The organism is Lyngbya sp. CCY1209 (assembly GCF_055795065.1).
Genome location: NZ_JAYFER010000456.1, coordinates 1 through 24,339, shown reverse-complemented (window position 1 = coordinate 24,339; position 24,339 = coordinate 1). Strand labels below are relative to the sequence as shown.

Here is a 24,339-nt window from a genome sequence, read left to right as displayed (position 1 = left end):
TCGAAGTAGCACGGGCATCCTGCCGGTGCTGAGAATTCGGTCGAAGTAGCACGGGCATCCTGCCGGTGCTGAGAATTTGAAGTTTCACAGGCAGGATGCCTGTGCTACAGGTGGAGTTGAAGTTGTTTTGAGGGGATTGGTTTTATGCAGGATGAAATGAGCAAGGTTGCGAAACTGAAACAGCAGAAACAAAAGCGACTGATTGAAATCGGCGCGATCGCGGCGATCGCCATTATTTTGGGTGTCGTGATGCCTTTTATATTGCCCGCATTTCGCCTGAAACTGTTGGGCCGTTTTCTCTCCTTAACGATCGTCGCCCTCGGCATCGATTTGATCTGGGGATATACGGGGCTTTTGAGTTTGGGGCACGGCATCTTTTTCACCCTGGGAGGATATGCCCTCGCCATGCATTTGAAATTGCAGTTGCCGGAGGGAGAGCTACCGGAATTTTTCATGCTGTATGGCGTGGAACAACTGCCCTGGTTTTGGAAGCCGTTTTATTCGTTTCCGTTTACCTTAGCCGCGATCGTTGTCATCCCCGCGATCGTGGCGGGACTGCTGGGATATCTGGTCTTTCGGAACCGCATCAAAGGGGTTTATTTTTCCATCCTCACCCAGGCGGCATTGTTGGTATTTTTTAACCTATTCAACGGCCAGCAAAAATACATCAACGGAACCAACGGACTCAAAACCGACACCGAAATGATTTTCGGCGTTTCGGCGGGTTCGGAAACCGCCCAGTTGGCTTTTTACGAATTCTCGATTTTATTCTTAATTCTGACCTATTTACTGTGTCGCTGGCTGACGAGTGGACGGTTCGGGCGGCTGCTGGTGGCGATCCGGGATGACGAGACGCGGGTGAGATTTTCCGGCTACGATCCCACCGGATTCAAAGTTTTGGTGTTCGCAATTTCCGGGGCGATCGCGGGCATTTCCGGTTCGTTATACGCCGTCCAAAGTGGCATCATCACCCCCAGTTTCATGGAGGTCGCTTTCTCCATCGAAATGGTGATTTGGGTCGCCGTCGGCGGCCGGGGAACCCTGATCGGGGCGATATTGGGCACCCTATTAGTCCGGTTTGCCCAAACCCTCCTCAGCGAACAATTTCCCGAAGTTTGGCTATTCTTCCAAGGGGCATTATTCCTGATCGTCGTCACCGTTTTGCCCAACGGAATTGTCGGCTGGTTGCGGACGGACGGCTGGGAATATTTGCGATCGCTATTCGGTTTACGTCGCGAAGTTTCCACCTATCCCCAATTGGAAGAAGATCCCGAATTGCAACTCGAACGGGAAGAACTCGAAGGACGGGTGAAATGAGGGTGTAGGGTGTAGGGTGTAGGGTGTAGGGGAACATCTCTGGTTGCCGATATTCCCGCACCCCGTGGGGGCAACCGTCTGCGGTTGCCGGAATCAAAAAAACTCCGGTTGCCCGGACTCCCAAAAAACCGCGATCGCCCGGAGCAAAAAAACTCCGGTTGCCCGGATCAGAGAAACCTTTGAATATTTTCTATAACTAATGACAGAAAAAATCTTAGACATCGACAACGTAACCGTCAGCTTTGACGGATTCAAAGCCCTCAACGACCTCAATTTCAGTATGGATGCGGGGGAATTGCGGGTGATCATCGGCCCCAACGGGGCGGGAAAAACCACCTTTTTGGATACCATCACCGGAAAAGTTCAACCCACGGAAGGGAAGGTCTTTTTTAAAGGTCGCAATTTGCGGAATATTCCCGAATACAAAATCGCCCGACTCGGCATCGGCCGCAAGTTCCAGACGCCCCGAGTTTACCTCAACTTGACGGTGGCGGAAAATTTAGATCTGGTTTGCAACCACAATAAAAATGTATTTCCCACCCTATTTCGCCGCCCGGTTTCCGGGGAGAAACGGACGGTGGCGGGACTGCTGGAAACCATCGGTTTGGGGGCGAAAGCAGATTTGCAGGCGGAATTTCTCTCCCACGGCGAAAAGCAACGCCTGGAAATCGGGATGTTGGTCGCCCAGTCCCCCGATTTATTGTTAGTCGATGAACCCGTCGCCGGACTCACGGACGAGGAGACGGAAAATGTGGGTAATTTGCTGTTGGCGTTGGCGGAAAGTCACTCGATCATCGTCATCGAACACGACATGGAATTCGTGCGGCAGATCGCCCGAAAAGTGACGGTTTTGCATCAGGGTTCGGTGTTGTGTGAGGGCAATATGGATGAGATTCAAAACGATCCGAGGGTGATCGAGGTGTATTTGGGGGAACAGGAAGAAGAGGACATCGCGTGATGTTTATTGTCGGTCGGGTGGAGACCCGAAACCCGACACCACCCCCGCCATCAAACTCATTGATTTCAAAAACTACGAGTCATGAATTGGGAGGCGATCGCCTCAACCCCCATCCTGTGAGAATAAAGTCCGGGCTGCGCCTCACATAAACCATGTTATATCACTCTATATCAACCGTTAACTCACGGAGTATAAAACTTTTGTTAAAGCGATCGTAAATATTGACTCCACCAGCTCCTTCATTTTGACCGCCGGGAGGAGTGGGAGGATCGATATCGTTCCGAACCACTTCCACAACGCCAATAAAGTCATCATCATAAATATCTGACGATTCTAAATTATTGAGGGTCGCTAAAGTGTCACCGCCATTATTCAAAATCAGAATTGACGAGCCCGAGTCTTGAATTTCTACCCTCGTCACTCCGCTGGGGGCGCGTAGTTTGTCGATGCCCGGTTGAAAGTCGGTAATGACATCGCGATCGCTCCCGGAGGAGGCGAGGAGGAATTCGTCGGCGCCGTCTCCCCCCGTCAGCGTATCCAAATCGCGATCGCCCGATACGACATCATTTCCGCCCCCTCCGACCACCACATCATTGCCTTGCCCCCCGTACAGGCTATCATTCCCAAAGCCTCCGATCAGGTCGTCATTGTCCTTATTTCCGAATAGGATATCGTCGCCGGAATCTCCGTTGAGGGAATCGTTATTCTGTCCGCCAAATAAGGTTTCACTTCCCGCGCCCCCGATCGCCGTATCGTTGCCCTGGTTGGCGTAAAAAATGCGGGGATTGCCATTGTTGATGGCGTAATCGTCCCCTTCGAGGAGGGCGATCGCATCTCACGTCAACTCACTTGATGTAAAATTTTTGTTAAAATTAACGAGATGTTACAAAAAGTTTTCGAGCCTTGAACGAACTCATACCTACGGAATTTGTCAGCCGGATCGCGATCGCCCACCGGGTCTCGGCGGCGGAACTGAAAACGCTGCAACTGGCTTTGCAGGGCTACTCCACGGCCGACATCGGCATCGAACTCGGCCTGAGTGGGGTCGCCGTCCGCAAGCGGTTGGGCGAAGTCTACAAAAAATTTCAGATCCCCGGGGACGGGCCGGGGAAACTGACGGAATTGAAACATCGACTCCTCGAACGCTACGAGTCTCACGGACCCAACCGGATGGGGGTCGATTTTCGGATGTCGCCCGCCCCAATTGAGGGACAGGTGCCCGACGTCCCGGCGTTTTACGGTCGCGAGGAGGAACTGGCCCGGTTGCGGGATTGGATTGTGAGCGATCGCACCCGACTCGTGGCCCTGGCGGGAACCGGGAAAATCGGCAAAACGGCCCTGGCCGTGAAATTGGCGCAAGCCTTGCCCTCGGACTTCGATCGCGTCATTTGGCGGAGTTTGCGGGACGCGCCCCCCCCGGCGGAATTTTTGGCCGAGGCGATCGAAGAGTTGTCCGGTTCGCCCCCCGCCTCCCAAACCCCCGGAAAGCAAATTTCCCAGTTGATCGAGTGTTTTTGCGCCTCCCGCTGCCTGCTGGTTTTGGACGACATCGAACATCTATTTGTCCCGGGACAACTGGCCGGCTATCGGCAGGGCTATCAAGATTACGGGGAACTGCTGCGGCGGGTGGGGGAACTCAACCATCGCAGTTGCCTGGTGGCGATCGCCCAAGAGTTGCCACTGGAGGTGTCGCTGATGGCCGGAAACCTCCAGCCCGTGCGGGTTCTGCCTTTGGGTGGCCTGTCGGAGGCGGCGGGGCGGGAGCTGATAGCCGGAATTTTGGGTGGCAATAATTCACAATGTGATAAAATAGATAAGTTGGTGGCGGATTGTGGGGGAAATCCCCTGCTGTTGCGGCTGGCGAGTCAGAAAACCCAAGATGTCTTCGAGGGGGATCTCGACTTATTTATCAAATATAACGAGCATTTCTTCGGCAAGTTTCACAAACTCGCCTGGATGGGGGAATGGCTCGACCTGTTGTTCGGGCCGGTATTTGAACGGCTCGCACCGGAAGAAAAGGCACTTTTAAATCGGGCGATTCTCATGGCAGAAACGATTTATTTGAGTCGGGAGACACAATCTTTGGAGCGGCGATCGCTCCTGGAAAAGACTCATCACAATGGCATCAGATTCGATATCGACCCGGCATTCCGGCAATTTTTGGTCGAAAAAATGATGGCCGGTATGGCTGACATTTTGAACTCCCCAGATGTGGGCCAGTCCGACATCCTGAGAGCCGTGGGATTTCAGGATTTTGAGATCCGCGACAATCAGAATTTTTTGGAAAAAACGGTCGGTCAAAAAATCGGGCGACTGTTCAATCAAATGGGTTACAGAAAATTCATGAAAGGGGAGTACATCACCGCTAAGTCCTATTGGTTGTGGGCGATTCAATTTCATCCCCAGTTGGGAGCAGCCCATTTTAACTTGGGGTCGATTTACGACAATTTGCAAGAAATTGATTTAGCCAAAGAACATTACAACTTGGCGAAAAACTATCAAGCCAAAGGGAAATATTCAGCCGCGAGTAATTTGGCGCGGTTGGAGATTCTAGCCGGAAACAGCGAAGCCGCGATCGCATCCATTTCCCCCATTCTGGACGAAGTGGAAATCGACTCCATCCGGGCGGCACTCTTAAAAAATCTGGGCTGGGCTTATTTTGCACAAGGACGCCATTCGGAGGCGGAAGAACAACTGAAAGAGGCGATCGCATTGGAACCGAGTTCCGTCGCCGCCTACTATCTCCTGGCACAGGTTAAGGAGGCGGCGGGGGAGGAACAAACGGCTTTGGACTATTGGCGGGAGGGACTCCATATCAGTCGCGAGAAAACGAAGTTGAAAGATGAATCCTGGAAATATCCCGAATTCAAACAATGGGAAACCGAGGCAAAGCGACGGGTTGACGGAATCGAAGAAACCGAACTGGAAGAAGATATCATTCCATTTGACAGGTCATAATCTTCTCCTTGGGAAGCGATCGAAATTGAGGGTGGGGGGGATGCCTCAAGGCGGACGATCCCCCCGTGCGATCGCGGATTAGGTGGGAGGCACGATGTCGCAATCATCATCGTTGTCATCGACGTTATTGGCGGTCTGGATTGCCGGGAGTTCGGGAGTCGCCGAGATGGTGGAAACCCCCTGGAATGCAGGTTGGGTGGAATTTAAGGTAGACAGAGACATCAATAAAATTGCTGTGGTTGTTAAGTTCATTTGCCGTTCCTCCCGAGAGGTGTGAGTGCCTTCACAATACTTCTCGGCTAAAAACGCAAGTTTTATGCAAACGGGCGGAAAAAAGTTTCCCAATTCCCCGGGCCAGCCCCGGGGAATTTGTCGGAAGCAAAATCGGCGAATGACGACTCATTGGGTACGCAGTTTATACGAACGGGCGATCGCGACTGATTGCAGATGGCGAACTTCCGTTTGGGAATTCCCCCCGTCGCCGGACGCATCAGATCGGTTTGACCCTATTTCCAGCCGATTCTTATTCGCTTATTTAGGAATTCGTATTTCCACTGAAATTTGATGGGTGAACACCGCCTCCCCTCTCGGTAGTTTCACGGATAATTAATCTAACTTCGCCGCGATCGCGATCGCCCCAAATTCATACGAGGCGGACTTTGCGGGGCGAAATGTTGCCCCCTTAAATAGAACTGTTAAAGACAGTCAGTTTCGGAAAAATCAATCCTCTCCAAATCCAGAAGAACACCGAAAAATCCTGCGATCGACAAAACGGTTCGGAGCGATCGGCCAATTGAGTCCGCCTTGAAATCAATTTCAAGGCTAATAGCAAAAGTCCACGCAAGCGTGGACTCGGTTTTGGCAATGGTGTCCTCACCGCCTTGGCAGTTGCTATAGTGCGATCGACATTTGCAATCCACAAAGCGAGGATTTTTGCTGGTCGGGGCGGTTCGCTGGCCCGCCCCGACGGGGAATTGATTTCCCAGCGATTTTTCGGAGACAATGAAGCTTTAAAGTAAGTTTGACAGACAATATACTATCGCGAGCCGGGTTTCGTACTCCGACCCGTCGATTTCAAAAGCTGCGAGTCACGACTTGGGGGGCGATCGCCTCCCATTTTTGACTCACTTTGGCAACTGTAACCGTTTTTTGAAGTTCCCGAACTTTTAACACGATCAAGTATTCGTAGAAAGCTTGTAAAGTACACCAGGCGAAACCGGCGTGACCGTCCCAAATGCCTCCCAATATGAAATACATATAAAGGAAGCGAATCAGGGGGCGAAAGGGCAGGCGCAATGACAAATCTTTGAGGGCGCGTCGTCGTTCCACTTCCGAGGAACCGAAAAATAAATTCCAAAAGTCAACTTTTTGAGTCGATAATTGATAGATGGTTTCGACGGCTTCATCAGTGGAATAGCGGTTGTGTTTTTCCAGCCAGCGAGACAATCCTTTGCTGCAAGTGTAATGGGGATAACTTGCTTTTAAATATCCGACTTCACCGCCACAGATTTCCCGTTCCGCGTGGCCGTAGTCGGTGAAGCGAACTTTGTCCCGGCGGAACAGGCGCATCTGATAGCGGGGATATTGGGTGCTGCGGCGAATCCATTGTCCCAGAAACATCACTTTTTCGGCGACGTAATAGCCGACGATTTCGGGATGTTGAATGGCTTGCAAACATTCCCGAAACAGTTCCGGGGTCATCCGTTCGTCGGCTTCGAGGATGTAGACCCATTCATGTTTTGCGGCGACATGATTGAGCATCCAGTTTCGCTGTTTTCCGTGGGATTCAAAGGGATTTTGGGCGATGCGGACGGGGTGACGGCGGGCGATTTCCAAGGTGCGATCGCTGCTGTAAGAATCCACGATAATAATATCGTCCGACAAAGATGCGGATTCGATGCAGTCGGCAATATCGAGTTCTTCGTTGTAGGTCAGGATGTAAATTGAAAACATTGGAAATTATTGCTCGGATTGACTGAATAATAAGGCGAAATTTATATCCTGTAATGATTCGGGATGATTATGGCAGTTGTCTCTCCGTTCGGATATGGTTCGATCCCCCTAAATCCCCCTTAAAAAGGGGGACTTGAAGTTGAAATCCTTGCCAATTTCTGTAAGCCTTTTGATTTACTGCGGAGATAGACGGCGGACACTCATTCCCAGCAGTCCGAAAACGATCAAACTGGCTACCGAACTCGGTTCGGGAATTTCTCGGGATGGGGGCGGTTCCGTCCCCGTCACTTCTGAAACTTTGATTTGAAATGCCAGTTCGGACTGGACGGGGGGCGTTTCTTGCCAAGTCATGGTCGATTCTCCGAGGAGTTGAAAACTGCCCGCGACATCGGAAATTCGCAAGATATCCAATCCTCCGGTATCCGCGATCGCGTAGGATTCACCGTCGAGAGCGACCCCATCAAGTTGCAGATTTCCGAGTAACATGGAACTCCCGGCTTGGGTGGCGCGGGTGCGGAGGAAGAAGTCGGAAAATGGATTGTCGTAGGCTTGGGTCAGGGTGCGATCGCCGACGGTAAAATTAACCAAACTGGAGGCGGCATCGTAGGCCAGTTCAAAGGGTTCTGGAACGCCGGAAAGCCAGTCGAATTGATCTGTTACCTGGGGATCGCCGGGATCGGATTCGTGCAAGTTGAGTTCGTGGGTGGCAAAACCGCCGCGATCGCCGATTCGCCCTTCCGCCACGAATGCGATATCTCCGAGCCACTCATTCATTTCACTGTCGGAAGACAGGCGAGTTAGCGTCACGGCTTCTGAGGTTTGGGCGACGACACCAAAACCGAATGTGCCGAATAAAACCGCACCCAAAATTTGAGATATTTTCACGATAATTGACTCCAAAAATAAAACAGCCCGACTCGGATGTTTTGTCGTTTGCAAGTCGGGCGATCGCTCATTTAACCGAGTTTCGACTGCAAATTTCCGCGCCGGAGGCGGAAGGCGCCGACAAGTCCCCCCAAACCGAGGAGGGACAGTGCCATTCCCGGTTCGGGTACGTCTTGGGGCGGTTCGGGTGCGGGGGGGTAGAGCGCGGCTAACATTGCGGTCACGTCGTTGTCACATTCGGGGGCAAGGTGAGCAATGAACGCACCATCTGGCAGCAAAGAACGGGCGATGCTAAAGCCGAGGGTGTGAGTACCCGTGGCTCCAAATTGTCCGAAGTTCACGCCCAAATTGCCCATATTTCCGAGTACGTTGACATCGCCAATTCGGGTTCCGGCGGCGATGACATTTTGAATGTGGCGGTTGGGGTTGAAATAGGGGTCGTTGGCAGCCAAATCGCCGATGCTGGGGGTGCTACCATGATCTCGAACCCAATCGTTGTACTCCTGCAAATTGTCCAGGAGCAAGCCATTTTGATTGGCGATGTCTGTGGCGGAAACGTTTTCGTACACTCCCAGTTGAGGTGCGCCGGAATCGTTGTTACCCGCCCAGCGAATTCCGAGCAGTTGAGATGTGGCGCTGGCCGTGTCCAGGTTTTGTCCGGTAAAGTTCAGGAGCAAATCGCCCCACCCGACATGACCATCTTCGGCATATTCGGAGCCAATCCCTCCAATCCCCAGGTTGCTGTTGATGGCAAAAATCACCTCGTCGGCGGTTTGCTTCATCGCCATGCCGTAGATTTCATAATCCGTGCCGCCGACGTTGGAGCCTCGCATACTGTCGTCAAACGAATCCATGCTGTAAGACCAGCCATCTACGAGCACGGCGGCATGGGCGGTTTTCGCGGCGAGAAATGGAATCAGGCTGGCAGTGACGGCAATTACACCCAAGGTCAGGTGTTTAAATTTCGGGTTGGTCATGGTAAAGATAACCTCACTTTGTGTTTGCTGTGGGGGAAGATGGCGATCGCGCGATCGCTCCCAAAATCAATCCGAATTAAAACCGATAGCCACGGTGGACGATATTGAAAATTAATCCACCGCAAAATTGAGGAACCTCTAAAAAGGCTCTATAGCAGCGGGAAATGATTCGTGAAATTGAGAGCCACTCAAAGCCCCCAGAATTGGGGGTTTGGGGGCTGGATTCAGAATGATTTCCGCCCGCTCTAAGCGTGAAATGATTCGTGAAATTTTGATCGGCTCAAAGCCCCCAGAATTGGGGTTTCACCGCCGACAATTTTCAAATCACTTCAGACTGCTCTATCTGATTGGAATTTCCGTCATCAAACAGGAGCCGAAAAATCGGAATTCTGAATAATGAATAAAAGGGATAAACGACTGCCTGTAGTGAAACTCATCCGTAGTCTACCCCCCATCCGTATTTTCTCGGATTGCCTTAATTGTTTCTTCAAAATGGCTCCGGAACGATCGCTTCATCCCACCCAAAAACGTGGAAACTTCACAACCCCTCAAGCCGTCCGATCCAACAGCCGCTCCATCTCCACCAACAAAGCCTCGATCTGCTTCCCCACCTCCGGGTCATCCCACACCTTCAACTTCTTCGCCTTCCTGGGAATCGCCTCGATCCGGGTTTGCAACTCCTCCTCCTTCGTCGCCACCTGGAGAGCCTTGATACGCCGCCGGATTTTTTTCACCGACAGAGACAGTGCGATCGCCTCCTCCAGGAGCGATCGCCTCAATTCCGGGTCTTTCACCTTGCCCAATTCCTTCCCCTTCGTGTACTCGATGCGACCTTTCCGAATCGCCTCCAGAACCTCTTCCGGCAGGTTCAGAACCCCCAGGCGGTGGACTCGAAACGACTCCAGCGAAAAACTGCCGACGCTCGCAAACACCGAGAAAATGACATCCCTATCCTGTTTACGAACAATGTTATTCGTAAGTTTCCTTTTGTGATTGCAGATTTTGTAGATCATGGAAATGACCGACTGGCGGTCAGTTTCCAGCTTCAGTTCCAACAGCCGCACAATCCCCTCCGTTTCCTCCACGGGGTTCAACTCCTCCCGTTCCAAATTCTCCGTCAGGGCATATTGCAGGGCCTCGGCATCGCTCATCTCCTTGACAATCGCCGGTATGGTTCGGAATCCCAGTTGTTGAGCCGCCTGATATCGACGCTCCCCCGTCACCAGTTCATATCGGTTTGTCGCGGCGGGCCGGACGGTAATCGCGTGGATGATGCCATTCTGCCGGATGCTGGCGATCATCTCTTGCATTTTCTTGGGGGAGAAATAGGCTCTGGGTTGCAGCGGCGATCGAAAAATTTGCTCTAGCGACAGTTGCCTGACGACCTCGAAGCCATCGGAGTTGGGAGTATCGTGGCTGTTCATAGTAATGCACTCAAGGGATAATTTCCGGGGAAAGGGTTCGCAGTCTCCAGCGGTCGGACGCATTGGCGAATATTGACCCCCACTTCCAGCCTATTCTTATTTGCCTGTTTAGTAATTAGTATTTTTACTGAAATTTGATGGGCAAGCCCCGCCACCAATCTCAGTGGTTTCACGGATAATTAATTAAAATTCGGAACAGTTGCGATCGCCCCAATTCCCGACGTGGCAAACTTCTCGGGGCGAAATGTTGCAAGCTTAAATAGAACTTTTAAAGACGGTCAGTTAATTGTAGTGGGAACGTACCCTACTGGACTGCGGTTTGAATGGACAACTTATCCCCAATATTTGGCGAGCGATCGCACGCCGATCGCCCGCCGGAAAAACCGATCCTAAAGGAGGGTGAAATCGTCCGCCGTCAGGGGTTCGGAAACGCCGTTCAAGATCGCCAGCACTTCGTCATCCTCCGTCCGCAGGGTGAGTTTTCCGCCGGAAACGGACTGGCTGATATCCGAGAAGTCCAGGCTGTCGGCCAGACCGATGAAGTCGATATCAACCTCGAAGTCCGTGATGGTGTCCGTGCCCTCTCCCGGGGCCAGGATGAAGGTGTCGGACCCTTCGCCGTCGGTGAAATCGTCCCCGGTGAGGATGTCGTCCCCCAGACCCCCCCGGATTAGTCTTAGCCGTCGTCTTCGTTACCGGCGATCGCTTCTGGATGCCACCATTCACCAGGTCGTCCTCATTTACACTAAAATGTCACAAAATTTTTCTATATTTAAAGTATGCCCAGACTCGATCCTTAATTATTGTCAATGTAGAAACGGAGACGATCGCAGAATGGATCAACTGACAGATTATCCCCAAATTATCAAAACCATCCTCGGCAGCCATATCGATCGCTGCAACAAAAACCCCGATCCCGACATCGAAACTTTTTTGATTGCCGACGAAGCCAACGGCCATTATCTGTGGATGACCCTCGGCTGGCAAAACGGCGATCGCTTCAGCGGGGCGACCGTTTACGTTCGCCTGCGGGGTGGGAAATTCTGGATCGAGGAAGACTGGACAGAAGACGGCATCGCCACCGAATTGGTTGCCGCCGGGGTTCCCAAAACAGACATCGTTCTCGCTTTCCACGAACCTCAAGTTCGCCGTGAAACGGGTTTTGCTGCGGTTTGAATGGACGACTTATCCCTCGTTTTATCGATAATCACTGCGACGGGTTGGAAAGACTCATCGGTAACGATCTGCTTTTTAATTGACTTCATCGCCATCTCTTTTTTTGCTGATTCCCTGTTCCAAAATCAGTGGTTTGCCAGTAGGGGCAACCGTCTCTGGTTGCCCAAAACTCATCAAAGTAATGTGGAGGCAACCTTATAGGGTTGCCCACTCATCAAAGAAACTTGAAGCCGATCGCACTCATTAATTTCACGCGGGAGTCAATAAAATCAACTGCCGGGATAAGAGCGATCGCACCCCGGACAAATCCAACTTCACCGTCCCCAAAATCTCCGCCACGCTGCGGTTATTGTCGCAGGCTTTCAGAAACTCGAACTCCTCATCCGATAGCGTCACCAGCCGGTAATTGCAATCGAACACCGTCTGACCGGGCCAGCCGTTCAAACAGGGACTCAACTCGGGAGTGGCAGCGAGGAGGATGGCATCGTCGGACCAGTCCACCCGCGGCAGGGGGGGACGGCCGAGGAAAAATTCGTAGTGACTCAGGTGGGGGTCTAGCAACTCCGTGAGGCGGTAGCGGCGGCGATCGCTCAATTGCTCCACCCGTTCCATCAACTCCGGGGATTTGCCGATCAACCGGTTGATATCCCAGTATTCCGGGTTGGAAAAACCCAAAAATTCCAGCTCCGAGGCGTCGATGAGATCGAACAGGGTGTCGATATTGTAGTCGATTTCCTGGGGGTGGACGTACATATCGGCAAAACACTCGTCCCGCTGATTTTCCATCGCCCAGCGTTCCGACTCGTAGCGGACGAGGCGGTTGTCTTCGGGGAGGGCCTCAAAGATCTGTCGCCCCACCTTCACGCCGTCTTCGTAGTCGCCCCGTTTTTCATCTTGCACCAGGGCGATCGCTTCTTGCATGAGGCGAATTTCCCAGCGGCCCAACTCGGCGTAGACGAAAATGTGGATCAGTCCCCCCGGTGCCAGCTTGCCGGCCAGACTTTTGATGCCGCGCACCGGGTCCGGGAGGTGGTGGAGTACCCCGACGCAGTTGATCAGGTCGAATTCCCCCTCCAACTCGCCGACGTCGTAGAGACTGAGGCGGCGGAATTGGGGTTCGGGGGTTCCGGGGGTGGAGACCCGCGATCGCCGGCAGCGTTCTTGGGCCGTCGCGATCGCCCCCTCGCTGAGGTCGATCCCCAACACCTGGGCTTCGGGGTTGAGTTGGATCAGGTATTCCGTACTCGAACCCGTCCCGCAACCGGCGTCCAAAATGCGGATGTCGGCTTTCTCGGGCTTGCGGCCCGTGCAGAACCCGTGGGCGGCCGGCCAGGACCAGCGCCAGTTGTACCCCGGCGGCGGAGAGTCCGAGAGGGGGTCGGGGGGAAAGGGGTAAATGTCGTAAAGCCGTTTGACGGCGGCGCTAATCTCTTCCATTATGAAAACAACCAGACTGTAACGATGTTGCAGGACGCGAGAGAAATCGAGCCAGAGGACTGGCGTCCGGCGTCCGGACTGACCCAGAACCGATGACCGATCGCCGGCCCGAAAGCCGGACTCTCCGAGTTGCGTAACAAAACTTATTCTTTTTTCTCAGATAACTTCTGTTAAGTCTATACAATAAGTGTCGGTACGCAATTTAACAAATGCAAGGGTTACAGCCGAAAACATTTTAATCCTTGAAAGATTAACTGGGTTAAGAACTCAAGCCGGGAGGCGGGAGAAAAGACTCGGGCGATCGGGCCTGACCCGCCTGGCGGCTTGAGGAAACGACCTCCATCCGGTACAAAGCAGTAACGATTCTGAATAGGGAGCGATAGAGATCGAATGAGTGTAAAGGCAAGTGGTGGAAGCTCAGTTGCACGTCCGCAACTTTATCGAACGGTTCCCGTTGCAACGATTTCCCAAGCCGAGCAACAGGACCGCTACTTAGGAAAGACCGAACTGGGTGACTTGGCCACCTACTTCAGCTCGGGTGCCAAACGTCTGGAGATCGCCCAAATTATCACCCAAAACGCAGAGTTGATCGTGTCTCGGGCAGCCAACCGGATCTTTACCGGCGGCTCCCCCCTGGCGTTCTTGGAAAAACCCGAAGAACCGGAAATGGCGGTGGCCGCGGCCGGTTCCGGGGATATGCAGGTAGCCGAAGGCATGAAGCTGGGGACGATTTCCTACGTCGAGAACCGGGGAGGGGGCCTGTTTGACGGTCTGAAGTCCCTGTTCAGCGATGGGGGTTCAGGTGGCGGCGCGGTGTTCCTGCCCCCGGGATTCCGGCCGATCAACGTTTCCCGCTACGGCCCGGGGAACATGACCAAATCCCTGCGGGACATGAGCTGGTTCCTGCGCTATACGACCTACGCGATCGTAGCCGGAGACCCCAATATCATCGCCGTCAACGTGCGCGGACTGCGGGAAATCATCGAAAACGCCTGTTCGAGCGCGGCGACCCTGGTGGCCCTGCAAGAGATGCGGCGGGCATCCCTGGGATACTTCCAAAACGACAAGGACGCCCAGGAAATCGTCCTCCAGTATTTCAACGTCCTGATCTCGGAATTTGAGGCGGCGACCCCCTCCAACAAGCTGAGACAGCGCCAGAGCTCGGATCAGCAAGGTCTGGAGCTGCCCCAGATCTACTTCAACGCGGCCGAAGGTCGTCAGAAGTTCGTCATGAAACCGGGCCTGTCGGCCTCCGAAAAACAGGACGTCATCAAGGCGGCTTACCGGCAGGTGTTCGAGCGGGACATCACCCGCGCCTACAGCCAGAGCATTTCCGACCTGGAGTCCAAGGTCAAAAATAGCGAAATTTCCATGAAGGAGTTTATCCGCCGCGTGGGTAAATCTCCCCTGTACCGCAAACAATTCTACGAGCCCTTCGTCAACTCCCGGGTGGTGGAATTGGCGGCCCGCCACTTCTTGGGGCGGGGGATCAGCTCCCCCGAGGAGTTCAGCAAGTATTTCGCGATCGTCACCAACGGCGGTCTGGGGGCCCTGGTGGACGCGATGGTGGATTCCCAGGAGTATGCGGACTACTTCGGCGAAGAAACCGTCCCCTATCTGCGGGGTCTGGGTCAGGAGGCCCAGGAGTGCCGCAACTGGGGTCCCCAAATCGACCTGTTCAACTACTCCGCGCCCTTCCGCAAGGTGCCGCAGTTCGTCACCCTGTTCGCGGACTACAAACAGCCCCTGCGGGACCAGCACGTCTACGGCGTGGGCAACGATCCCCTCGAAATTCAGTTCGGGGCGATCTTCCCGAAAGAAACCCGCGATCCCAAAAACCGTCCGGCCCCCTTTGGCAAGGATACTCGCCGGATTCTGATCCGCAACGGGGCGGGAATCGACAACCAGTTGAGCAACCCCGGCGCCCGTTCCAAAGATCCCGGCTCCTTGGGGCCGAAGGTGTTCAAGCTGGACCAGCTCCCCGGCGGTTACGTCGCCAGCAACTTCAGCAACAAGGGCGGCAGCAACGGCGCCAGCGTCAAGTTTTCCGAAAGCTCCACCCAGAAGGTGATCCGCGCGGCTTACCTGCAGGTGTTCGGCCGGGAACTCTATTCCGGTCAGCGCCAGACGGTGGCCGAGATCAAGCTGGAGAACGGTGACATCACCCTGCGGGAGTTCATCCGCATCCTGGCGAAGTCCGAGGTGTTCCGGCAGATGTACTGGACCTCCCTCTACGTCTGCAAGGCGATCGAATACATTCACCGCCGCCTGCTCGGACGCCCCACCTACGGGCGCCAGGAGATGAACGCCTATTTCGATTTGTGTTCTAAGAAGGGCTTCTACGCCCTGGTGGACGCGATTCTCGACTCCCAGGAGTACAACGAGGCGTTCGGGGAAGATACCATTCCCTACGAGCGCTACCTGACCCCGGGCGGTCTGGCCCTGCGCTCCATGCGGGTGGGCACCCTGGCCGAGAAGATGCCGATGGTGATGGAAGAACCCACGCCGCGCTTCGTGGAACTGGGTACGCCCGACATGATGAAGGGCGAGTTGGAAATCGACAACCGCATCAAGCAGGGGGTCAACAAGCGACGCGAACAGTCCAAGGTGTTCAAGCTCACCAACACCGATGATAAGGTGGCGCTGCAGACGGTCATCCAGGCGCTCTACCGCCAGATCTTCGAGCGGGATATCGAACCCTACGTGACGAAGAAGGAGTTCACCGCCCTGGAGAGCAAGTTGGGCAACGGCGAAATTACCGTCAAGGAGTTCGTCGAAGCCCTGGGAACGTCTTCCCTGTACATCCGGGAGTTCTACACCCCCTATCCCAACACCAAGGTGATCGAGTTGGGGACGAAGCACTTCCTGGGCCGGGCTCCCCTGAATCAGGCGGAGATCCGCAAGTACAACGAGATCTTGGCGTCCCAGGGTCTGAAGGCGTTTATCGGTGCGATGGTGAACAGCATGGAGTACGCCCAGGTGTTCGGAGAGGATACGGTGCCTTACCGTCGCTTCCCGACCCTCCCGGCGGCGAATTTCCCCAATACCGAGCGCCTCTACAACCAGTTGACCAAGCAAAATGACGAGCTGGTGGTGCCGAGTTTCGAGCCGGTGGCGGCCACCGATCGCAGCTAAGTCCGGTTTTCCTGAAGCTGTTCTATAATTTGACGAATTTCCCCCGGTCGATCGCGATCGGGGGATTTTTTGGGGATGGCTATATTGAATAATTAATAATTAATTATTAATTATTAATTATTATTAAATATCAGCCATCGGGCGTCAGTCCGGGTCGATCCGCATCAGGGGTTGGCCGAACTCCACCGGCGCCCCATTTTCGATCAAAACTTCCACGACGCGGCCGGATACCTCGGCTTCGATTTCGTTCATCAATTTCATGGCCTCGATAATGCAGACCGTCTGGCCGCAGGCGATGCGATCGCCCTCGCTGACAAAGGGGGGCTCGTCCGGGGCCGGCGACCGGTAAAACGTCCCCACCATCGGAGATGTCACCTCCACCCACTTGGGATCGGGGCTGGGGGGAGTCGGGGCCGGAGCCGGGGCTTGTGCGGGTCCGGTAGCGATCGGTTGGGAGGTGCGATCGCCGCCGGCGGGAACCGGGGGAGATGACGACACCCAATCCGTACCCAGACCTCTCCCCGTGAGGGCGACATCGACAGAGGACAGCGGGCGATCAAGGGAACCGCCCTTGCGTACCGTCAATTCAAAATCGGTACTCTTGAGGGTCAGTTCCGAAATATTGGTTTTATCGATGTCAGCCAGCAGCTCTCGGAGCTGGGTGAGATCTAGTTGCACGGTCGGTATATCTCCCTATCAAATAGCGCGGTTTTCTCGGGTGGCGGGTCGCCACTGCGGGGAAGGAGCGAGAACCCCAACGGGAATCCGGGTGTCATCATCGGTCAGTTTTTCGGGCGCAATTTTCCGTCGGAAATGCGATCGCAAATGGCCGCCTCAACAACAAATACAGTCCCCTTCCGTCCCCCATTTCAGAATGTCCTATTCTCGGCCCTGATATGAATCGTTGCGGGTATCGATGCGGATGCGTTCGCCCACCGAAATAAACAGGGGAACCATCACCGTCGCCCCCGTTTCCACCGTGGCGGGTTTCGTCCCCCCCGTTGCGGTGTCTCCTTTGACGCCGGGATCGGTTTCGGTCACTTCCAGGGTGACGGAGTTGGGCAGTTCCACTTCCAGAACTTGGCCGTTCCAGGTGATCACGTTCACTTCCATCCCTTCCTTGAGGTACTTGACCCCATTCCCGATCTGATCGGGGTTGAGACGGTTTTCTTCAAACGTTTCCATGTCCATAAAGACGAACTGCTCGGCTTCCTTGTAGGTATGCTGCATCGTCTTCTTCTCTAGGTTGGCCTGGGGAACCGTTTCCCCAGCCCGGAACGTCCGTTCCATCACGTTACCCGTCTGCACGCTTTTCAGCTTGGTGCGGACGAAGGCGGAACCCTTACCCGGCTTGACGTGTAAGAATTCTACCACCCGCCACACTGCCCCGTCTAATTCGATGGTGACACCGGTGCGAAAGTCGTTACTGGAAATCATGGGAGCCTCTTCACATCTGGGCTGAACAATCGGCAATTTATTGTACCCCAACGGGTGCGCCGGAGTCGGTTTGGCTGAAAGTTCTTAACAAATTGGGGTTTTGGCTGTCGGCACCGGGTTTGGGGATGCCATCGCCAACCGGGTCCGGCCGCCATTCCCGCCTTGGAGCCACTGCTTTCAACTGGCGGGGCGATCGCACTTGATTGATTTTTCCGGTTGATTACTTGGAAAATTGATCGAATTTCGAGACTTTCAAGGATCGATAATTGAGGTTAGCAAGAAACCGGGTTTCTATCCGAGCCTCGGGTGGAAAACCAAAGATGCTGCCGCTCAACCCGGTTTCTCGGGCGATCGCGATTAAAAATTTGAAAAATGAAGGGTGAAATGGGCCGGGGAGGGGTTGAGAGGCATAAATGCCGATTTAGGGATGTCGCGATCGCTCAATTCATGGCGCTTTGGGAAAGGTGGAGAACCGGGAAAAAGGCGATCGGGTCCTGCCACTAATCAGAGCATTGGCAGTGTCATAACGACTGGTTCCCAATAACTTAGTCCAAATTTTCGTACCATCAGCCTGGTATTTAGCGATCAATGCATCAGATCAACTGCTGCTGCCAAAATGTCAAGGCACGATCGCACTCTAAAACCCAACCCAGTCAAACAAGGTTAATCTGGGAAGATTTCACATATTGAATTCGTCTTGAATTTGGAAAGACAGAGAATGGGTCGCCATTCTTTCTTTGGACGACGGAACCGAAATCGGTTTTGCCAACGAATTGGTGCGGATCGGCCTGCCCAAAACCCATATCCTCCTCGCCTATCACAGCCCTGGGATGCGGCAGTATAATGACTTTGCGGTTCGCTGACGATCTGCTAGAATTGCAATACTTTACGCGACAATCACCCGAATCGCCAGTTGTCCATGCAAGATCTTGTCCTCGATGTCAGAAACCTCCGGGTTGAGTTCCGAACCGACGAGAGAACCGTGCGGGCCGTCGATGATATCTCCTTTCAAGTCAAACCGGGCCAAACCCTGGGCATCGTCGGCGAATCCGGTTCCGGAAAATCCGTCACCTCCCTGGCAATCATGGGGTTGCTGCCCCCCGCGACGGCGACAATCGGCGGCGAAATTTGGTTCCGACCCCAACACGGCGACGGCGAAGACTCCCGGGGAGAAGCGATCGAGTTGCGGGGACTCCCGGAAGAACAAAAGCAGAAATTTCGCGGCGGCCAAATTTCCATGATCTTCCAGGAACCGATGAGCTCCCTCAACCCCGTCTATACCATCGGGTTTCAACTCACCGAAGCGATCCGGCAACACGAGGACATTTCGGCCCGACAGGCGTTGTGGAAGGCGGCGAACTTGTTGCAGGAGGTGAAACTGCTGCCGGGGGACGAAGAACTGATGCAGCAGGTTGAGGAAGACGACCCCCAGGAGGACGACCCGGGGCCTCTGGGCGATCGCGACTCCCGAAAAAAACGCCGGGATCTCCGCGATCGCATCAACGCACAAAAACGGGCCTTTCTCGAACGCTACCCCCACGAACTCTCCGGCGGCCAACTCCAGCGGGTGATGATCGCGATGGCGATTTCCTGCAACCCCACCTTATTGATCGCCGACGAACCCACCACCGCCTTGGACGTCACCGTACAGGCGACGATTTTGGACCTGCTGCGGGAATTGCGCGATCGCCGCGGGATGTCCATGATATTCATCACCCACGATTTGGGCGTGATCGCCGAAATCGCCGACAGCGTGGCGGTGATGTACCGGGGAAAAATTGTCGAATCCGGCGACATCCGGTCCCTGTTCACCCAACCCCGACACCCCTACACGCGGGGGTTACTGGCCTGCCGCCCGACGCTGGAAACCCCCAAAACCCAACTGCCCACCATCTCCGACTATATGGAAGTGGTGACGACGGAAACCGGAGAGGAGGAAATTCGCGCCCTCCCCCACGCGGCCATCACCTCCGAACCCCTCGTTCCCCCGCCCTCTCGCGTCCCCCAACCGAAATCCGACTCCCCCATTTTGTCCGTGGAAAACCTGCGGGTCGCCTTCAAAATTCCCGACGTTTTGGGCCGGACGAAACGCCTATTTATGGCGGTCGATGACGTGTCTTTCGACGTGTATTCCGGCGAAACGTTGGGGTTGGTGGGCGAGTCCGGATGCGGGAAAAGTACCCTGTCGAGGGCGCTTTTGCAACTCATCCCCCCCCACGATGGCAAGGTTGTTTTTGAGGGGCAGGATATCACCGCCACCGATACTTCCGAATTGTCTTGGATCGACCGTTTGAAACAGTCTCAAAACCGCCGCGAATTCGCAAAGAAAATGAAGTGGATACGGCGGGATATGCAGATCGTGTTTCAAGATCCCTTCAGTTCCCTCGACCCCCGCATCAATATCGGCGCGGCGGTGATGGAACCGATGCTGATTCACAATGTGGGAAATCAGAAAGAACGGCGCGATCGCACGGCTTACCTCCTCGAACGGGTGGGGTTGAATCCCGACTGGATGCGGCGCTACCCCCACGAATTTTCCGGCGGACAGCGGCAGCGGATCTGCATCGCGCGATCGCTGGCTCTGAACCCCAAATTTATCATCTGTGACGAGTCGGTATCGGCTTTGGATGTTTCCGTCCAAGCTCAGGTTTTGAACCTCCTGAAAGAGCTGCAAACCGAGTTTCAATTGACCTACATTTTTATCTCCCACGATTTGAGCGTCGTCAAATTTATGAGCGATCGCATCATGGTTATGAACCGGGGCAAAATCGAGGAAATCGGCCCTTCCGAGGAGATTTACCGCAATCCCCAAACCGACTACACCCGCCAACTGATCGCCTCGATTCCGACGGGGGATTTGGAGCGGGTCGCGAGTTGATGCGATCGGGCAATATGACATATCGGAGCCGTTTTTTTGACTGCAAAATCTCCTCAATCATTTTGATATCAATTCCGGTTAAATACAAAATCGACGGACGTTTGAAATTATCCCCCTTGCGAACAGTGAATATCCCCCCCAGCCCCCATCCCCCCCAACCCCCCTTTGTAAGGGGGGAGAAAGGGGGGAGAAAGGGGGGTGAAAGGGGGGAGAAAGGGGGGAGGAAGGGGGGAGAATTGGAGTAAAAGTTCCCCTTTATAAGGGAGGAGAATTGGAGTGAAAGTCCTCCTTATATCAAATCCGGTTGAATACCCAGCAATCAAAGCTCTCTCCGGCTCCCCCCTTTTTAAGGGGGGCTGGGGGGGATCTCCGGCTCCCCCCTTTTTAAGGGGGGCTGGGGGGGATCGAGGGGGGGCGGGTCAATAACCGGATTTGATATTAATAAGGGGGGAGAATGGAGTCAAAGTCCCCCTTTCAAAGGGGGATTTATCAGGATCGGATCAATAACCGGATCTCATATTAGATGATTTGTGCTATTAGCTTGGGAATCAATTCCCAAGCGGTGTTCGGGGAAATAATCAAGGCAGTGGAAACGTTCCCAAAATGCGATCGACCGATGCCCCCCGGCTGTTCTCTCCGTCAGACACATAATCCCCATCGGTATCTACTAAACTGACACCGGCTTGGAAATAACATTGCAGGTCGGCTTCCTGTCGGTCTTCAAAAACTAAAATATTGATATCTCCGCTTTCTGCGGCACATTGAAATCGGATCTTTTGAATTTCTTCCGGGTAGGCGTTCAATAATTCTTCGGCGTAGGGTTGAGAGTCCGGCCAAGCCGCCAGAAAGCGATCGCTCTCCCCCGGAAATGGCAAAGTGATCAGCGGAGATCCATCCCGTTCGCCGTTGTCGGACAGTTTCGTATCCCAACAAGATAGAAAAACTCGCCGTCCCCCCCGACGGTGTTCGTACACTTGCGGGGACAAAATGCGATCGCCCTCGCAACTGAGATCGAATTCCGGCCAGGTTTCCGACAGGGTTTGTAACAGTTCGTCACAACTCATCTCGTCGCAGGAACCGGGTACGCCTTCCCCGGGGGAACCCGATGCGGCGATTGCACAGCCAGCCAAAAACAGCCAGCCACAAACCCCAACCCCAACCGGAATGAAACGACTCAACAGCATGGGCGATCGATAGAAACGAGAAATCTCTCAAAGATATAGCACAGCCCATCGAGTTGAGAAACTTCCCCGACTCCCTTCTCCCGATCGCCGATTGTGCCACGGTTCAAATTGCGGTAATCTAGAAGACTGCTTTTTTGTTCAATACGCGATCGAGAGTCGGTGAAATACTTCTTTTTGACGGAGGGATGGACGATCGGGCGAATTTGGGGGGTCGGCGGGTTGTGGGACGTGGCGACCCGGCGTCGGTTGCCGGACCTGCAAAAAATGGATCTGTGCATTTGGAATTCCCAAGATCGGGAAAAAATGTGGCTCTACCGGGTCGAGGACGCGGTGCTGATGGTGGAAGTCAAACCCATCGAAAGCGATCGGCGTCCCTCCACCGGCATCGGCCAAGTCGTCCTCACGCGACTGATCACGGCCGAACAAGTCCTCGAACGTCTTGGGACTGCCTCCACCGAATGTCAGACCTACCGCCGCCTGCTTTAGATTAGAATCGGGACGGACGCGATCGCCCGTCTCCCGGAGCCGACCCCGCAGCGATCGACGTCTCCAGACTGTTTCAAGTCTCCAACCTTCCCCTCCAACGCTTGCAATTGGTTCTAACAATCGATACACTTCTTTAATAGCTTTCTTGTACGCCAAAAAACCGTCAACTGTCTGAACCCAAACCGAGTTGACAAATTGTCAACTTTAGGGTAGCGGTGCGGAGCTGTCCATAGAAAATTTAACATTCCCGCCGGGAAATCCCCGACTGAACTTGTTCCAGACGGAGACTTTCCGGCAAATCTTTCAAACACTTGGGGGTCCGGACGCCCCCATCGGTTCGTCGAGATGTCGTTTCCGGATGCGGGGGGTTTGCCCCCGACTTCGAGCCATCCCGACACCGGAAATCCCCGGTCGAGCCCAGCGAAACCGGGGGTAGTTCGCCGAAGTTGAATTCACTGATTCTAGGAGGAGCGTAGTCAATGGGACTACCCTGGTACCGTGTACACACAGTGGTCCTGAATGACCCGGGACGGCTGATTTCTGTACACTTGATGCACACTGCCCTCGTGGCGGGTTGGGCGGGGTCAATGGCCCTGTACGAACTAGCCGTTTTCGATCCGTCCGACCCGGTCTTGAACCCGATGTGGCGTCAGGGGATGTTTGTCATGCCCTTCATGGCCCGCCTCGGCGTCACCGACTCCTGGGGCGGCTGGAGCGTGACGGGCGAAACCGCCACCAACCCTGGCTTCTGGTCTTTTGAAGGCGTTGCCGCCGCCCACATCGTCCTGTCCGGTCTCCTGTTCCTGGCCGCCGTCTGGCACTGGGTTTACTGGGATCTGGAACTGTTCACCGACCCCCGCACGGGCGAACCCGCCCTCGACTTGCCGAAAATGTTCGGCATCCACCTGTTCCTGTCCGGCCTGCTTTGCTTCGGCTTCGGGGCCTTCCACGTCACCGGACTCTTCGGACCCGGGATTTGGGTATCCGACCCCTACGGACTGACGGGAAGTATCCAACCGGTCGCCCCATCCTGGGGTCCGGAGGGCTTCAACCCGTTCGACGCCGGGGGAATTGCGGCCCACCACATCGCGGCGGGTATCGTCGGCATCATCGCCGGCCTGTTCCACCTGTCCGTCCGGCCGCCCCAACGCCTGTACAAAGCCCTGCGGATGGGGAATATCGAAACGGTACTCTCCAGCAGTATCGCCGCGGTCTTCTTCGCGGCCTTCGTCGTGGCCGGCACCATGTGGTACGGCTCCGCGGCCACTCCCATCGAACTGTTCGGCCCGACCCGCTACCAGTGGGACCAGGGCTACTTCCAGCAGGAAATCGAGCGTCGGGTACAGGCGAACCTGGCTCAGGGAGACACCGCCGAAGAAGCCTGGTCTAAGATTCCCGAAAAACTCGCATTCTACGACTACGTCGGCAACAGCCCCGCCAAAGGCGGTCTGTTCCGCGTCGGCCCCATGAACCAAGGGGACGGCATCGCCCAGGGTTGGTTCGGCCACCCCGTCTTCAAAGATGCGGAAGGTCGCGTGCTGAGTGTCCGCCGCCTTCCCAACTTCTTTGAAACCTTCCCGGTGGTGCTCACCGACTCCGAAGGCGTGATTCGCGCCGACATCCCCTTCCGCCGTTCCGAATCTCGTTACAGCTTCGAGCAAACCGGCGTCACCGTCTCGTTCTACGGCGGCGACCTCAACGGCCAAACCTTCACCGACGCGCCGTCCGTGAAGAAATACGCCCGTTTGGCCCAACAGGGCGAGCCCTTCGAGTTTGACCGGGAAACCCTCGGCTCGGACGGGGTATTCCGCACCAGCACTCGCGGTTGGTTTACCTTCGGCCACGCTTGCTTCGCGCTGCTGTTCTTCTTCGGCCACATTTGGCACGGGTCCCGGACGATCTTCCGGGATGTGTTCGCCGGGGTGGAAGCCGACCTCGAAGAACAAGTCGAGTGGGGCAACTTCCAGAAAGTGGGCGACCAGACGACTCGGGTCAAGAAGACTGTTTAGGCGGGTTTCTGATTTGAGTTGTTGAGTTGATCGGGAGGACAGATTGATGGTCAGCACCCCCGGCTGAAGCACGGGGGCTTCGTGCCCTCCCCTTCAGGTAGCTGACCAGCTATCGCCTTAACTGG

Annotated in this window: 20 protein-coding genes; 10 read left to right on the top strand and 10 right to left on the bottom strand. The window is 54.7% G+C overall.

The window, feature by feature from the left end; translation table 11 throughout:
* The first annotated feature begins 156 nt into the window (after positions 1-156).
* Together urtC and urtD are read left to right on the top strand one after the other, a co-directional pair.
* Positions 157-1,317, top strand: a complete 1,161-nt coding sequence (gene urtC, locus AC0QHF_RS14490) for an urea ABC transporter permease subunit UrtC (protein WP_375341432.1) — start codon at positions 157-159, stop codon at positions 1,315-1,317.
* 199 nt (positions 1,318-1,516) lie between these two features.
* A complete protein-coding gene (urtD, locus tag AC0QHF_RS14485) occupies positions 1,517-2,275 on the top strand; it encodes an urea ABC transporter ATP-binding protein UrtD (protein WP_324704933.1) in 759 nt (252 codons plus the stop codon).
* A gap of 160 nt (positions 2,276-2,435) precedes the next feature.
* Here the strand turns inward: urtD and AC0QHF_RS14480 are convergent, their stop codons facing one another.
* A complete protein-coding gene (locus tag AC0QHF_RS14480) occupies positions 2,436-3,053 on the bottom strand; it encodes a calcium-binding protein (protein ID WP_324704935.1) in 618 nt (205 codons plus the stop codon).
* Between the two features lie 125 nt (positions 3,054-3,178).
* Here AC0QHF_RS14480 and AC0QHF_RS14475 point away from each other — a divergent pair, with 125 nt between their 5' ends.
* Positions 3,179-5,233, top strand: a complete 2,055-nt coding sequence (locus tag AC0QHF_RS14475; protein ID WP_324704932.1) for a tetratricopeptide repeat protein — start codon at positions 3,179-3,181, stop codon at positions 5,231-5,233.
* 78 nt (positions 5,234-5,311) lie between these two features.
* On the opposite strand, the gene AC0QHF_RS14470 is transcribed toward AC0QHF_RS14475, so the two are convergent.
* From AC0QHF_RS14470 to AC0QHF_RS14450, 5 genes are all read right to left on the bottom strand, one after another.
* Positions 5,312-5,485 carry a hypothetical protein gene (locus AC0QHF_RS14470; RefSeq protein ID WP_324704931.1) on the bottom strand — a complete coding sequence of 58 codons (174 nt, stop codon included), beginning with the start codon at positions 5,483-5,485 and terminating at the stop codon, positions 5,312-5,314.
* Between the two features lie 822 nt (positions 5,486-6,307).
* Positions 6,308-7,186 carry a glycosyltransferase family 2 protein gene (locus tag AC0QHF_RS14465; protein ID WP_324704930.1) on the bottom strand — a complete coding sequence of 293 codons (879 nt, stop codon included), beginning with the start codon at positions 7,184-7,186 and terminating at the stop codon, positions 6,308-6,310.
* 174 nt (positions 7,187-7,360) lie between these two features.
* Positions 7,361-8,071, bottom strand: a complete 711-nt coding sequence (locus AC0QHF_RS14460) for a choice-of-anchor W domain-containing protein (protein ID WP_324704929.1) — start codon at positions 8,069-8,071, stop codon at positions 7,361-7,363.
* Between the two features lie 71 nt (positions 8,072-8,142).
* Positions 8,143-9,048, bottom strand: coding sequence for an XDD3 family exosortase-dependent surface protein (locus tag AC0QHF_RS14455; protein WP_324704928.1), 906 nt, complete (start codon positions 9,046-9,048; stop codon positions 8,143-8,145).
* 548 nt (positions 9,049-9,596) lie between these two features.
* On the bottom strand, positions 9,597-10,472 hold the full coding sequence (locus AC0QHF_RS14450) for a ParB/RepB/Spo0J family partition protein (protein ID WP_324704927.1): 876 nt from the start codon (positions 10,470-10,472) through the stop codon (positions 9,597-9,599).
* 323 nt (positions 10,473-10,795) lie between these two features.
* Between AC0QHF_RS14450 and AC0QHF_RS14445 the strand changes: the two genes are divergently transcribed.
* Positions 10,796-11,146, top strand: a complete 351-nt coding sequence (locus AC0QHF_RS14445; protein ID WP_324704926.1) for a hypothetical protein — start codon at positions 10,796-10,798, stop codon at positions 11,144-11,146.
* 160 nt (positions 11,147-11,306) lie between these two features.
* Positions 11,307-11,648: a XisI protein gene (locus AC0QHF_RS14440; RefSeq protein WP_324704925.1), complete on the top strand. Its 342-nt coding sequence runs from the start codon at positions 11,307-11,309 to the stop codon at positions 11,646-11,648.
* A 249-nt stretch (positions 11,649-11,897) separates the two neighbouring features.
* On the opposite strand, the gene AC0QHF_RS14435 is transcribed toward AC0QHF_RS14440, so the two are convergent.
* Entirely contained in the window at positions 11,898-13,085 is a 1,188-nt protein-coding gene (locus tag AC0QHF_RS14435; protein WP_324704924.1) for a class I SAM-dependent methyltransferase, read from the bottom strand.
* A 390-nt stretch (positions 13,086-13,475) separates the two neighbouring features.
* Here AC0QHF_RS14435 and AC0QHF_RS14430 point away from each other — a divergent pair, with 390 nt between their 5' ends.
* Positions 13,476-16,220 carry a phycobilisome rod-core linker polypeptide gene (locus AC0QHF_RS14430; protein ID WP_324704923.1) on the top strand — a complete coding sequence of 915 codons (2,745 nt, stop codon included), beginning with the start codon at positions 13,476-13,478 and terminating at the stop codon, positions 16,218-16,220.
* A 144-nt stretch (positions 16,221-16,364) separates the two neighbouring features.
* Here AC0QHF_RS14430 and accB read toward each other — a convergent pair whose 3' ends face one another.
* Positions 16,365-16,898: an acetyl-CoA carboxylase biotin carboxyl carrier protein gene (gene accB, locus AC0QHF_RS14425; RefSeq protein ID WP_324704922.1), complete on the bottom strand. Its 534-nt coding sequence runs from the start codon at positions 16,896-16,898 to the stop codon at positions 16,365-16,367.
* 201 nt (positions 16,899-17,099) lie between these two features.
* Positions 17,100-17,657: an elongation factor P gene (gene efp, locus AC0QHF_RS14420; RefSeq protein WP_324704921.1), complete on the bottom strand. Its 558-nt coding sequence runs from the start codon at positions 17,655-17,657 to the stop codon at positions 17,100-17,102.
* Positions 17,658-18,394: 737 nt separating this feature from the next.
* On the opposite strand from efp, the gene AC0QHF_RS14415 reads away from it, so the two are divergent.
* Together AC0QHF_RS14415 and AC0QHF_RS14410 are read left to right on the top strand one after the other, a co-directional pair.
* Positions 18,395-18,520 (top strand): element excision factor XisI family protein, encoded by a 126-nt coding sequence (locus tag AC0QHF_RS14415; RefSeq protein WP_324704920.1) that lies wholly within the window; start codon positions 18,395-18,397, stop codon positions 18,518-18,520.
* A 56-nt stretch (positions 18,521-18,576) separates the two neighbouring features.
* Positions 18,577-20,535 carry an ABC transporter ATP-binding protein gene (locus AC0QHF_RS14410; protein ID WP_324704919.1) on the top strand — a complete coding sequence of 653 codons (1,959 nt, stop codon included), beginning with the start codon at positions 18,577-18,579 and terminating at the stop codon, positions 20,533-20,535.
* Positions 20,536-21,113: 578 nt separating this feature from the next.
* Here the strand turns inward: AC0QHF_RS14410 and AC0QHF_RS14405 are convergent.
* The gene (locus AC0QHF_RS14405) at positions 21,114-21,719 is read right to left on the bottom strand and encodes a hypothetical protein (RefSeq protein WP_324704918.1); all 606 of its coding nucleotides are present in this window, start codon (positions 21,717-21,719) and stop codon (positions 21,114-21,116) included.
* 159 nt (positions 21,720-21,878) lie between these two features.
* Here AC0QHF_RS14405 and AC0QHF_RS14400 point away from each other — a divergent pair, with 159 nt between their 5' ends.
* Together AC0QHF_RS14400 and psbB are read left to right on the top strand one after the other, a co-directional pair.
* Positions 21,879-22,205, top strand: a complete 327-nt coding sequence (locus tag AC0QHF_RS14400; RefSeq protein WP_324704917.1) for a hypothetical protein — start codon at positions 21,879-21,881, stop codon at positions 22,203-22,205.
* A gap of 479 nt (positions 22,206-22,684) precedes the next feature.
* Complete coding sequence (gene psbB, locus AC0QHF_RS14395; RefSeq protein ID WP_324704916.1) at positions 22,685-24,214, top strand: photosystem II chlorophyll-binding protein CP47; 1,530 nt, start codon at positions 22,685-22,687, stop codon at positions 24,212-24,214.
* Positions 24,215-24,339: the final 125 nt, after the last annotated feature.